Source organism: Micromonospora sp. C31, from assembly GCF_018070575.1.
Classification (GTDB): Bacteria; Actinomycetota; Actinomycetes; order Mycobacteriales; family Micromonosporaceae; genus Micromonospora.
Window position 1 is genome coordinate 43,268 of record NZ_JAGPXN010000004.1, and the last position, 14,221, is coordinate 57,488.

The following is a 14,221-nucleotide window of genomic DNA, read 5'->3' on the forward strand; positions in this document are numbered from 1 at the left end:
ACCAGCCGCAACGACATCGGCATGCCGAGTGAGGTAGGTCCACGGTGAGCAACGAGGACGAGAAGTACGTCGAGTACCTGAAGCGTACGACCTCGGAGCTGCGGCGTACCCGGCGGCGGCTGCGCGAGCTGGAGGCCCGGGACTCCGAGCCCATCGCCATCGTGGCGATGAGCTGCCGCTACCCGGGCGGGGTCGACAGCCCCGAGGCGCTGTGGCAGCTCGTGCACGACGGCGGCGACGGGATCGGGCCGTTCCCCGCCGACCGGGGCTGGGACCTGGAGCGCCTCTTCCACCCCGACCCCGACCACCCGGGCACCAGCTACGTCAACGAGGGCGGCTTCGTCTACGCCGCCGCCGACTTCGACGCCGACCTGTTCGGCATCTCGCCCCGCGAGGCCGTCGCCATGGACCCGCAGCAGCGGCTGCTGCTGGAGACCTCCTGGGAGGCGTTCGAGCGGGCCGGGCTGCCGCTGCCGGCCGTACGGGGCAGCCGCACCGGCGTCTTCGTCGGGGCGTCGTCGCACGGCTACGACGGCATGATGGCGCAGGCCGAGAACGGCGAGGGGCACCTGCTCACCGGCAACGCCACCAGCGTCATCTCCGGCCGCGTCGCGTACACCCTCGGGCTGGAAGGGCCGGCGGTCACCGTCGACACCGCCTGCTCGTCCTCGCTGGTCGCCATCCACCTCGCCGCGCAGGCCCTGCGCAACGGCGACTGCGAGCTGGCGCTGGCCGGCGGCGTGACGGTGATGCCCACCCCGGCGGTGTTCGTCGGCTTCAGCCGGCAACGCGGTCTCGCCGCCGACGGCCGGTGCAAGGCGTTCGCCGCCGGCGCGGACGGCACCTCGTGGTCCGAGGGCATCGGCATGCTGCTGCTCACCCGGCTCTCCGACGCGCAGCGGCACGGATACCCGGTGCTGGCCGTGGTGCGCGGCAGCGCGGTCAACCAGGACGGCGCGTCCAACGGGCTCAGCGCCCCGCACGGCCCCTCCCAGGTGCGCGTCATCCGCCAGGCCCTGGGCAACGCCCGGCTCACCCCCGAGCAGGTCGACGTCGTGGAGGCGCACGGCACCGGCACCCGGCTCGGTGACCCGATCGAGGCGCAGGCGCTGCTGGCCACGTACGGGCAGGACCGCGACGACGCCGCGCCGCTGCTGCTCGGTTCGGTGAAGTCGAACATCGGGCACACCCAGGCCGCCGCCGGCGTGGCCGGCGTGATCAAGATGGTGATGGCGATGCGGCACGGCGTCGTGCCGCCCACCCTGCACGTCGACGAGCCGTCCCCGCACATCGACTGGACCGCCGGGGCCGTCACCCTCGCGACCGCCGCCACGCCGTGGCCCGCCGTGGACCGGCCACGCCGGGCCGCGGTGTCGTCGTTCGGCGTGTCCGGCACCAACGCGCACACCATCATCGAGCAGGCCCCGGCTTCTGCCGAGGTCGAAACCGAGACTGAAACCGAGCCGAGGGTCCCGGCGGTCCGCACGGTGGCTCCCGTGCTGCTCTCCGCCCGCTCCGACGCCGCGCTCGCCGCGCAGGCCGGCCGCTGGGCCGCCCGGTTCGCCGCCGACGACACCGAGCGCCCGATCGACGTGGCCTTCTCGTCGGTCACCTCCCGGTCCAGCCTGGACCGCCGCGCCGTGCTGTCGGCGACCGGCCGCGACGACCTGCTCGCCGGGCTGCGCGCCCTCGCCGCCGGAGAGCCCGCCGGCACCGTCGTGGTCGGCGCCGGGGCGCCGCGCGGCCAGCTCGCCGTGCTCTTCTCCGGCCAGGGCGCGCAGCGCGCCGGCATGGGCCGCGAGCTGTACGCGGAGTTCCCCGTCTTCGCCGCCGCGCTCGACGAGGTGTGCGGGTACCTGGACCGGGCCCTGCCGCGCCCCCTGCGCGAGGTGCTGTTCGCCGCCGAGGGCTCGGCCGACGCCGAGCTGCTGGACCGGACGGTGTTCACGCAGGCCGGCCTGTTCGCCGTCGAGGTGGCGCTGTTCCGCCTCGTCGAGTCCTTCGGCATCGCCCCCGACCTGGTCGCCGGCCACTCCATCGGCGAGGTCACGGCCGCGTACGTGGCCGGGGTGCTGTCCCTGGAGCACGCCTGCGCGCTGGTGGCGGCGCGGGGCCGGCTGATGCAGGCGCTGCCCTCGGGCGGCGGGATGCTGGCCGTCGCGGCGACCGAGGCCGAGGTGCTGGCCACCCTGGACGGTCTGGCCGACGTGGGGATCGCGGCGGTCAACGGGCCGTCGTCGGTCGTGGTCTCCGGTGCCGTCGACGCGCTCGACGAGGTGGAGCGCGGCTGGCGGGAGCGGGGCGTACGCACGCGCCGCCTGGCGGTCAGCCACGCCTTCCACAGCCCGCTGATGGAGCCGATGCTCGCCAGGTTCCGCGCGGTGCTCGACAAGCTGGAGTTCGCCGCGCCGTCGCTGCCCGTGGTGTCGAACGTGACCGGGGCGCTCGCCGACGCCGACGAGATCCGGACCGCCGACTACTGGGTGCGCCACGTGCGCGAGGCGGTCCGCTTCGCCGACGGCGTCGCCGCGCTGCGGGCCGCCGGGGCGGACACCTTCCTGGAGGTCGGCCCGCGCAGCGTGCTGACCGCGATGGTCGGCGACGCCCTGCCGGGCGCCGACGGCGTGCTCGCCGTGCCGGCGCAGCGCGGGGACCGGCCCGAGGCGCACGGGCTGCTGGCCGGGCTGGCCGAGCTGCACGTGCACGGGGTGGCCGTCGAGTGGCGGCCGTGGTTCGCCGACACCGACGCCCGGCGGGTGGAGCTGCCCACGTACGCCTTCCAGCACCAGCGCTACTGGCCGGAGGTCGGTGGCGCCGCCGCGACCGCCGCGCCGGGCGACAGCGCCGAGGGCGACTTCTGGGCGGCCGTGGAGCGCGGCGACCTGACCGGGGTCGCCGCCCACCTGGCCGTGCAGGACGACCCCGCGGCCGTCGAGGCCCTCGCCCCGGCCGTGCCCGTGCTGTCGTCGTGGCGGCGGGCCCGGCACCGCGACGCGGTGGTGGACGGCTGGGCGTACCGGGTCGACTGGGAGCCGGTACGCCCGGGCGCCGTGCCGGCGCTGACCGGCCGCTGGCTGGTCGTCACCGCCGACGCCGACGACGCCGGGGTGGCCGCCACGCTGACCGGCGCGGGCGCCCACGTCGACACCCTCACCGTCGCCCCCGGCGTCGGCCGCGCCGAGCTCACCGGGCTGCTGCGCGGCCACGGCGACCAGGGCTGGCGCGGGGTGCTCTGCGTGCCGCCGGCACCCGATGCGGCGCTGCCGGACGCCCCGGCCGTCTCCGCCGGCGCCGCGCTGCTGCTCACCCTCACCCAGGCGCTCGCCGACGCCGGCCTGCCCGGCCGGCTCTGGTGCCTCACCCGGGGCGCCGTGCGCGTCGGCGGCGGTGAGACCCTCGCCGACCCGTGGTCCGCCCTGGCCTGGGGCCTGGGCCGGGTCGTCGCCCTCGAACAGCCGGACCGCTGGGGCGGCCTGGTCGACCTGCCCGCCCGGGTCGACCGCCCCGCCGCCGACGCGCTGCTCGCCGTCCTCGCCGACGCCGGCCACGACCAGGTGGCGATCCGTCCGCAGGGCATCCTCGGCCGGCGGCTGGTGCCGGCCGCGCCGCCGGCCGGTGCGGGTTGGCGGCCCGCCGGCACGGTGCTGGTGACCGGTGGTACGGGTGCCCTGGGTCGGCACGTGGCCCGTTGGTTGCTGGCCAACGGGGCCGGCGAGGTGGTGCTGGCCTCGCGGCGGGGTCCGGCGGCGCCGGGCGCGGCGGAGCTGGTGGACGAGTTGGGTGCGGTGCGGGTGGTGGCGTGCGACGTCACCGACCGGGCGGCCGTCGACGCCCTCGTGGCCGGGCTGCCGGGGCTGACCGCCGTCGTGCACACCGCCGGCGTGGTCGACGACGGCGTCCTCGACGGGCTCGACCTGACCCGGATGCAGACCGTCCTCGACGGCAAGGTCCGCGCCGCCCGGGTGCTGCACGAGGCCACCGCCGGCCGCGACCTCGACGCGTTCGTGCTCTTCTCCTCCCTCGCCGGGGTCATCGGCAGCGCCGGACAGGGCAACTACGCGGCGGCCAACGCCTACCTCGACGCGTTCGCGGCCTGGCGACGCGACCAGGGCCTGCCCGGCACCGCCATCGCCTGGGGCGCCTGGGCCGAGGACGGCATGGCCGCGGCGCTGACCGCCCGGCTCGCCCGGGGCGGGGTCAACGCCCTCCCCGTCGCCGAGGCCGTCACCGCCCTCGGCCGGCTGGTCAACACCGCCGAGCCGGCGGTCACCGTCGCCGACGTCGACTGGGGACGCCTCGCCGCCTCCTGGGGACGGCCCACGCCACTGATCGCCGCCCTGCCCGGGGTGCCCGCCGTGGCCACCGGCCCCGCCCGCGCCGTGGTGGTCGGCCGGTCCCTGCCGCAGCTCGCCGACCTCGTACGCACCCAGGCCGCCGTCGTGCTCGGCTACCCGGCCGGCCAGCCGCTGCCCGACCGCACCTTCCGCGACCTCGGCTTCGACTCGCTCACCGCCGTCGAGCTGCGCAACCGGCTCACCGCCGAGACCGGCATGACCCTGCCCGCCACGCTGGTCTTCGACCACCCCACGGTCGCCGAACTCGCCGCCCACCTGCACGGCCTCACCGCCGGGCACACCGTCGGCGAGGTGGTCGCCGACGGCACGGGCCGCGACCGCGAGCCGATCGCCATCGTCGCGATGAGCTGCCGGTTCCCCGGCGGCGTCGCCTCGCCCGAGCAGCTGTGGGACCTCGTCGCCACCGGCACCGACGCGATGAGCCTGATGCCCGGCGAGCGCGGCTGGAACCTCGCCGAGCTGTACCACCCCGACCCCGAGCACCTCGGCACCAGCTACGTCCGGGAGGGCGGCTTCGTCGCCGGAGCCGGCGAGTTCGACCCGGCCTTCTTCGGCATCAGCCCCCGCGAGGCGCTCGCCATGGACCCGCAGCAGCGGCTGCTGCTGGAGACCACCTGGGAGGCGTTCGAGCGGGCCCGGATCGACCCGACCGCGCTGCGCGGCAGCCGCACCGGCGTGTACGTCGGCACCAACGGCCAGGACTACGGCTCGCTGCTGATGGCCACCGGGGACGTCGACGAGAACTACCTCGCCACCGGCACCTCCGCCAGCGTCATCTCCGGCCGGCTGGCGTACACCTTCGGGCTGCACGGCCCGGCGGTCACCGTCGACACCGCCTGCTCGTCGTCGCTGGTCGCGATGCACCTGGCCGCGCAGGCACTCCAGGCGGGCGAGTGCGACCTCGCCCTGGCCGGCGGCGCCACCGTGATGGCCACCCCCGGCATCTTCGTCGGCTTCTCCCGCCAGCGCGGCCTCGCCGCGGACGGCCGGTGCAAGCCGTTCGCCGGGGCCGCCGACGGCACCGGCTGGGGCGAGGGCGTCGGCCTGCTGGTGCTCCAGCGCCTCTCCGACGCCCGCCGCGACGGCAACCCGGTCCTCGCCGTGCTGCGCGGCAGCGCCGTCAACCAGGACGGCGCCTCCAACGGCCTGACCGCCCCCAACGGCCCCGCCCAGCAGCGGGTGATCCGGCAGGCCCTGGCCAACGCGGGGCTGACCGCCGAGCAGGTGGACGCCGTCGAGGCGCACGGCACCGGCACCACCCTCGGCGACCCCATCGAGGCGCAGGCGCTCATCGCCACCTACGGCCAGGACCGTCCCGCCGACCGGCCGCTGTGGCTCGGGTCGATCAAGTCGAACATCGGGCACACCCAGGCGGCGGCGGGCGTCGCCGGGGTGATGAAGATGATCCTCGCGATGCGGCACGGGGTGCTGCCGCCCACCCTGCACGTGGACGAGCCCACCCCGCACGTCGACTGGAGCGCCGGCAGCGTCGAGCTGCTCACCACCGCCCGCCCGTGGGAGCCGGCCGACGGCGTACGCCGCGCCGCCGTCTCCTCGTTCGGCATCAGCGGCACCAACGTGCACACCATCCTCGAACAGGCCCCCGCCGACGAGCCGGAGTCCGAGCCGGCGGCCGGCAAGCCGACCGGGGAGCTGCCCTGGGTGCTCTCCGGACGCACCGTCGACGCCCTCACCGCCCGCACCCGGGACCTGCTCGACCACCTCGACACCGTCGACGACGACGGGCTCGCCGACGTCGGCTGGTCGCTGGCCGCCACCCGCGCCGCCCACGACCACCGGGCCGTCGTCTTCGCCGCCGACCGGGACGAGCTGGCCGCGTCCCTCGACGCGCTCGCCGCCGGCCGGCCCACCCCGCAGACCGTCACCCGCGTCCCCGGCACGCCGGGCGAGGTCGCCTTCGTCTTCCCCGGCCAGGGCTCCCAGTGGGTCGGCATGGCCGCCGAACTGCTCGACACCGCCCCGGTCTTCGCGGAGAAGTTCGCCGCCTGCGCCGAGGCGCTGCGCCCGTACGTCGACTGGTCGCCCACCGACGTGGTGCGCGGCGCGCCCGACGCCCCGTCGCTGGAGCGGGTCGACGTCGTGCAGCCCACCCTGTTCGCGGTCAGCGTCTCGCTCGCCGCGCTCTGGGAGTCGTACGGGGTGCGCCCCGCCGCCGTCGTCGGCCACTCCCAGGGCGAGATCGCCGCCGCGTACGTCGCCGGCGGCCTCACCCTGGACGACGCGGCGGCCGTGGTCGCCCTGCGCAGCCGGATCATCGCCGGCATCGCCGGCGACGGCGGCATGGTCTCGGTCGCCACCACCGCCGACGAGGCCACCGGCACGATCACCCGCTGGGCCGGCCGGGTCGCGCTGGCCGCCGTCAACGGACCCACCTCCGTCGTGGTCTCCGGCGACAGCGCCGCCCTCGACGAGCTGGTCGCCCACTACGAGTCCCGCGAGGTGCGGGTGCGCCGCGTCCCCGTGGACTACGCCTCCCACTCCGCCCACGTGGAGCAGTTGCGCGAGCAGCTCCTGGAACTGCTCGCCGGGCTGCGGCCCCGCACCGGCGAGGTCCGGTTCCGCTCCACCGTGGAGGGCGACTGGCTCGACACCGCCGCCCTCGACGCCGACTACTGGTACCGCAACCTGCGGCAGACCGTCCGCTTCGACGAGGCGGTGCGCAGCCTCGTCGCCGCCGGCTACCAGACGTTCGTCGAGGTCAGCGCGCACCCCGTACTGACCATGGCCGTGCAGGAGAGCGTCGAGCTGGCCGCCGCCGACCCGGACGCGGTCACCGTCACCGGCAGCCTCCGCCGGGGCGAGGGCGGCCTCGGCCGCTTCCTGCGCGCCCTGGCCGAGGTCTGGACCGGGGGTACGCCGGTGGACTGGCGGCCCGCGTTCACCGGCCTCGCCGGGCGTCGTCGCGACCTGCCCACGTACCCGTTCCAGCGGCAGCTCTACTGGCCGCAGCCGTCCGCCGCGCCCGCCCCGGCCGCCGGCGTCGCCGGCCCGCCCGCGGACGACGAGGTCGACGCCCGGTTCTGGGCGGCCGTCGAGGCGGAGGACCTGGCCGCGCTCACCGCCGAACTCGCCGCCACGACCGAGTCGGCGCCCGTGCCGGACGCGGCGTTCGCCGACGTGCTGCCGTTCCTCGCCGCCTGGCGCCGCCGGCACCGCGACCAGGCCACCGTGGACTCCTGGCGGTACCGGGACAGCTGGACGCCGATCGCCCCCGACGCCGCCGGCGAGCCCGCCGTCACCGGCACCTGGTGGCTGGTGACCGGCCCCGACGACACCGGCGCGGCCGAGGCCGCCTTCTGCGCCGAGGCGTTGCGGCGGCACGGCGGCACCGTCGTACCGCTGGCGTTGGACGCCGACCGCACGGACCGTGCGGCGCTCACCGCCCGGCTGCGTGACCTCGCCGACGGTGGCTCCCGCCCCGCCGGGATCGTGTCGCTGCTGCCGCTCGACGAGACGCCGGCCCCGGCGCACCCGTCGGTGCCGGTCGGCTTCGCCGGCACCGTGACCCTCGTGCAGTCGCTCGGCGACGCCGGCGTCCGCGCGCCGCTGTGGTGCCTCACCCGGGGTGCCGTCGCCACCGGCCCGGCCGACCCGGTGCCGCACCCGCTCCAGCAGCTCACCTGGGGCTTCGGCCGGGTCGCCGCCCTCGAGCACCCCGACCGCTGGGGCGGGCTCGTGGACCTTCCCGACGAGCTGGACGACGCGGCCGGCAGCCGGCTGGTCCGGGTCCTCGCCGGCACCGACGGGGAGGACCAGGTCGCGCTGCGGTGGGCCGGCGCGTTCGGCCGGCGACTGCTGCACGCCCCGCTCGGCGACGCGCCCGCCCCCCGTACCTGGCGGCCCTCCGGCACCGCCCTGGTCACCGGCGGCACCGGCGCGCTCGGCGGACACATGGCCCGTTGGCTCGCCGCCAACGGCGCCGCGCACCTGGTGCTGGTCAGCCGGCGCGGCCGGCAGGCCGAGGGCATCGCCGACCTCGAGGCCGAGCTGGTCGCACTGGGCGCCCGGGTGACCGTCGCCGCCTGCGACGCCGCCGACCGGTCGGCGCTCGCCGCCGTCCTCGCCGACCTGCCGCCCGAGCACCCGCTGACCACCGTCGTGCACACCGCCGCCGTCCTCGACGACTCGGTGATCAACTCGCTGACCCTGGAGCAGGTCGACTACGCGCTCAGCGCGAAGGTCACCACCGCGCTGAACCTGCACGAGCTGACCCGCGAGCTGGACCTCGACGCGTTCATCCTGTTCTCCTCGATGGCCGGCACCGTCGGCAGCTCCGGGGTGGGCAACTACGCCCCCGGCAACGCGTTCCTCAACGCCCTCGCCGAGCACCGGCGTGCCCTCGGCCTGCCCGCCACCTCGATCGGCTGGGGCGCGTGGGGCGGCGGCGGCATGGCCGACGGCGAGTTCGGCCGGATGCTGCACCGCCACGGCGCGCCCGAGATGCCGCCGCGGCTCGCCGTCGCGGCCCTGCACCAGGCCGTCGAGCACGACGAGACGTTCCTGACCATCTCGAACATCGCCTGGGACCGGTTCTTCGTCGCGTTCACCGCCACCCGCCCCGGCCCGCTGATCTCGGAGATCCCCGAGGCGCAGCGGTTGCAGGCCACCAAGGGCCTCGCCGAGACGAAGGAGACCGACGAGGCCGGCCCGGCCGGCGCGTTCACCCGGATGAGCGCCGCCGAGCGCCAGCAGGCGCTGCTCGACCTGGTCCGCGACCAGGCGGCCACGGTCCTCAAGTACGCCGACGGCCAGGCCGTCGACCCGCACCACGCGTTCCGCGACCTCGGCTTCGACTCGGTGACCGCGGTGGAGCTGCGCAACCGGCTCGCCACCGCCACCGCGCTACGGCTGCCGGTGACCCTGGTCTTCGACTACCCGTCGCCGACCGCGCTCGCCCGGCACCTGCACGAGGAGTTGGGCGGCGAGGCCGCCGTGGCCGCCGAGACCGCCCCGGTGACGCTCGGCGACGACGAGCCGGTGGCCATCGTCGCCATGTCCTGCCGCTTCCCCGGCGGGGCCAACGACCCCGAGCGGTTCTGGCAGATGCTGCACGCCGGCCGCGACGCCGTGTCCGACCTACCCGGCGATCGGGGTTGGGACGTCGAGCGCCTCTACGACCCCGACCCCTATTCCACCGGCACCTCCTACGTCCGCAGCGGCGCCTTCCTCTACGAGGCGGCGGAGTTTGATGCCGGTTTCTTCGGGATTTCGCCGCGCGAGGCGTTGGCCATGGACCCGCAGCAGCGGTTGTTGCTGGAGGTCTCGTGGGAGGCGGTCGAGCGGGCAGGGGTTGAGCCTGGGGTCCTTCGGGGTTCGCGAACAGGGGTGTTCGTGGGCACGAATGGTCAGGACTATGGGGCCCTGCTGATGGTGGCGGGGGACGAGGTGGAGGGCTTCGCGGGGACGGGCAACGCCGCGAGTGTGGTGTCGGGTCGGGTGGCGTACGCGTTGGGGTTGGAGGGGCCGGCGGTGTCGGTGGACACGGCGTGTTCGTCGTCGTTGGTGGCGTTGCACCTGGCGGTGCAGTCGCTGCGGCGCGGCGAGTGCGACCTCGCCTTCGCCGGCGGCGTGACCGTGATGGCGACCCCCGGGCTGTTCGTGGAGTTCTCCCGGCAGCGGGGCCTGGCGGCCGACGGCCGGTGCAAGGCGTTCGCGGCGGGTGCCGACGGCACCGGCTGGGGCGAGGGCGTCGGCATGCTCCTCGTCGAGCGGCTGTCCGACGCGCGGCGCAACGGCCACGAGGTGCTGGCGATCGTACGGGGCAGCGCCGTCAACCAGGACGGCGCGTCCAACGGGCTGACGGCGCCGAACGGGCCTTCGCAGCAGCGGGTGATCCGGCAGGCGCTGGCGTCGGCGCGGTTGTCCACCGCCGACGTGGACGTGGTCGAGGCGCACGGCACCGGCACGACGCTGGGCGACCCGATCGAGGCGCAGGCGCTGCTCGCCACGTACGGGCAGGAGCGCGACGAGCCGCTGCTGCTCGGCTCGGTCAAGTCGAACATCGGCCACACCCAGGCCGCCGCCGGCGTCGCCGGTGTGATCAAGATGGTGCTGGCGATGCGGGAGGGCCTGGTCCCGGCGACGCTGCACGTGGACGAGCCGTCGCCGCACATCGACTGGACCTCCGGCGCGGTGGAGTTGGCCATGGAGCCGCGGCCGTGGCCGGCCGTGGACCGGCCGCGTCGGGCGGCGGTGTCGTCGTTCGGCATCTCCGGCACCAACGCCCACGTCATCATCGAACTGCCCGAGGACCTGCCCGCCGAGGGCACGGAGCCCGAGGCCGCCGCCGGCGCGGACCGGGGCCCGGGGCTCGTGGCCGCCGACGTCGTCGTGTGGCCGGTGTCGGGACGGTCGAAGGGCGCCCTGGCCGGCCAGGCCGCCCGCCTGGCCCAGCACGTCCGCGCGCACGGTGAGGTCGACCCGGCGGCGGTGGGCTGGTCCCTGGCGACCACCCGGTCGGTGTTCGACCACCGGGCAGCCGTCGTCGGCGCCGGGACGGCCGAGCTGCTGGCGGGGCTCGACGCCCTGGCCGCCGGCACGCCGGCGGGGAACCTCGTCACCGGTACGGCCGCCGGAACCGGTGCGGTGTTCGTGTTCCCGGGTCAGGGTGCGCAGTCGGCGCGGATGGCGGCCGGTCTGATCGGGCGTACGCCGGTGTTCGACGCGCGGCTGGCCGAGTGCCAGCGGGCCCTGGCCCCGTACCTGGACGTGGACCTGGTGTCGGTGTTGACGGGTGACGACGAGTCGTGGTTGGCGCGGGTCGAGGTCGTGCAGCCGGTGCTGTGGGCCGTCGGTATGGCCCTCGCCGCGGTGTGGCAGCACGCGGGGGTCACCCCGCAGGCGGTGATCGGTCACTCGCAGGGCGAGATCGGCGCGGCGTGTGTGGCCGGGATCCTCAGCATCGAGGACGCGGCGAAGGCCGTGGCCCTGCGCTCGCGGGCGCTGACGGTGCTGCGGGGTACGGGGACGATGGCGTCGGTGGATCTGTCGGCCGAGGCGGTCGCCGAGCGGCTGCCGGCATTCCCGGGTGTCGGGGTGGCGGCGGTGAACGGGCCGTCGACGGTGGTGGTGTCGGGTCCGCCGCAGCCGGTGGCGGGCCTGGTGGAGGCGTGTCAGGTCGACGGGGTGCGGGCGCGGTTGATTCCGGTGGACTACGCGTCGCACTCGGCGGCGGTGCAGGAGGTCGCGGAGCAGTTGCGCGCCGATCTGGCCGACGTGAGCCCGCGGCCGGGGCACACCCGGCTGGTGTCGACGCTGACCGGTGAGTGGGTGGATCCCGTCTCGATGACGGCGGACTACTGGTACGACAACCTGCGGCAGACCGTGCAGTTCGAGGCTGCCGTGCGGGTGGCCGTGGCTGCCGGTCACACGACGTTCGTGGAGATCAGTCCGCATCCGGTGTTGGCGATGCCGGTGACGGCGATCCTGGACGACGCGGGCGCGAGCGGGCACACGCTGGGCAGTCTGCGCAGGGGTGACGACGACGCGACGCGGCTGCTGACGAACCTCGCCACCGCCCACGCGATCGGCCTACCCGTCGACCTGACGGCCGTGCTGGCCCCGACCGACACCGTGGCGCTGCCCACGTACGCCTTCGACCGCAGCCGCTTCTGGCCAACCGCGACGACCGGGCAGGACGGCACCGAGGAGACCCCGAGCGGCGTCGACTCCGCCTTCTGGGCGGCGATCGAACGCGAGGACCTGACCGCGCTCGCGGAACTCACCGAGCAGGACGCCACGGAGTCCCTGGAACGGCTGGGCGCGGCCCTGCCGGTGCTCGCCTCCTGGCGGCGGCAGCAGCGAAACCGGTCCGCCCTGGACGACCTGCGGTACCGCAGCGTCTGGCAGCCGTACACCGGGACGCCCGTCAGCTTCCTCCCCGGCGCCTGGTGGGTCGTCGCCGACGAGCGGCACCCGGAGGAGGGCGAAGCCGCCGTCGCCGAACTGACCCGCCGGGGCGCTGACGTCCGGCTGGTGCCGGTGCCGGAGAACCTGACCGACCGGTCCGCCCTCGCCGCGCACCTCACCGGCGTCACCCGCACCGCCGACGGCGAACCCGCCCCGGTGGACGGGGTGCTGTCGCTGCTCGCCCTCGCCGACGGCGCGGTCGACGACACCCAGCCGGTGCCGCCGTTCCTCGCCCGTTCGCTGGCGCTCATCCAGGCACTCGGCGACCTCGACGTCGCCGCGCCGCTGTGGTGCGTCACCCGGGGCGCCGCCGGCACCACCCGGGGCGGCACGTCGGCCCGACCGGAGCAGGCGCTGCTCTGGGGCCTCGGCCGGGTCGTGGCCCTCGAACACCCCGAGCGGTGGGGCGGCCTGGTCGACGTGCCGGCCACCCTGGACGACCACGGCTGGGACCTGCTCTGCGCCGCCCTCGCCGGCCTCGACGGCGAGGACCAGCTCGCGGTCGACGGGGCCACCATCCAGGTACGCCGGCTGGTGCGGGCACCCGGCGGTGAGGCACCCACCGACGAGGCCGGCTACCCGGGCACGACCCTGGTCACCGGCGGCACCGGCGCGCTCGGCGCGGAGGTGGCCCGCTGGCTGGCCGCCCGGGGCGCCGAGCACCTGCTGCTGGTCAGCCGCCGCGGCGCGGACGCCCCCGGCGTCACCGAACTGGTCCGGGAACTCACCGGGGCGGCCACCCGGGTGACCGTCGCGGCCTGCGACGTGGCCGACCGGGCGGCGCTGGCGAAGCTGCTCGACGAGGTGCCCGCCGACGCGCCGCTGACCAGCGTGGTGCACGCGGCCGGCGTCCTCGAGGACGGGGTGCTCGACGGGCTCACCGCCGACCGCCTCGCCACCGTCCTGCGCCCCAAGGTGCTGGGTGCCCTGCACCTGCACGAGCTGACCGTCGGGCGGGAACTGCGCGCGTTCGTGCTGTTCTCCGCGCTGGCCGGCCAGCTCGGCGCCGCCGGTCAGGGCAGCTACGCCGCCGCGAACGCCTACCTCGACGCCCTCGCCGAGCAACGGCACCGCCAGGGCCTGCCGGCGACCTCGGTCGCCTGGGGCCCCTGGGCGGCCGGCGGGATGGCCGCCACCGACCAGGCCGTCGAGGAGCGCCGCCGGCGCACCGGGGTGGCCCGCCTCGACACCGGGCCCGCGCTCACGGCGCTGGCACAGTGCGTCGCACGGGGCGAACCGGCGACGATGGTGGCCGGCATCGACTGGGCCCGGTACGTGCCCGGGTTCGTCGCCGTCCGGCCCAGCCCACTCATCGCGGGCGTGGCCGAGGCACGCCGGGCGGTCGCCGAACGGGCCGAGGACACCGGCGTCTCCGCGGAGACCCTGGCCGCCGTGCTCGCCGGGCAGACCGACGCCGAACGACGCAAGACCCTGCTGGAACTGGTACGCGGGCAGGCGGCCGCGGTGCTCGGACACGCCTCGATGGACGCCGTCGAGCCGGACCGGGCGTTCCGCGAACTCGGCTTCGACTCGCTGACCGCCGTGGAGCTGCGCAACCGGCTCACCGCGGCGACCGGCGTCCGGCTGCCCGCCACGGTGGTCTTCGACTACCCGACCGCCGCGGGGCTGGCCGAGTACGTGCGGGCCGCGATCGTCGACGGCGGGGTGGTCGGGGTCGCACCGGTCTTCGGTGAGCTGGACAGGTTGGAAGCGGCGCTCTCCGGCTCGGCGCCGGACCGGAGCGCCCGAATTCGGATCACCGAGCGGCTGCGGGCGCTGCTGGCCTCCCTCAACGAGGCCGACGCGCCAGCGGACGGCGACACCGTCGCCGAGAAGCTCCAGGACGCGACGCCGGACGAGGTCTTCGACTTCATCGACCGCGAGCTGGGGATGTCCTGACGTGATCGCTGCTGCGACGACGGGTCAACACAAGGAGT

1 protein-coding gene is annotated in these 14,221 nt (G+C 76.1%); it reads left to right on the forward strand.

What is annotated here, in order from left to right; translation table 11 throughout:
* Positions 1-44: 44 nt before the first annotated feature.
* Positions 45-14,183, forward strand: a complete 14,139-nt coding sequence (locus KBX06_RS07965) for a type I polyketide synthase (RefSeq protein WP_210833591.1) — start codon at positions 45-47, stop codon at positions 14,181-14,183.
* The last annotated feature ends 38 nt before the right edge of the window (positions 14,184-14,221 follow it).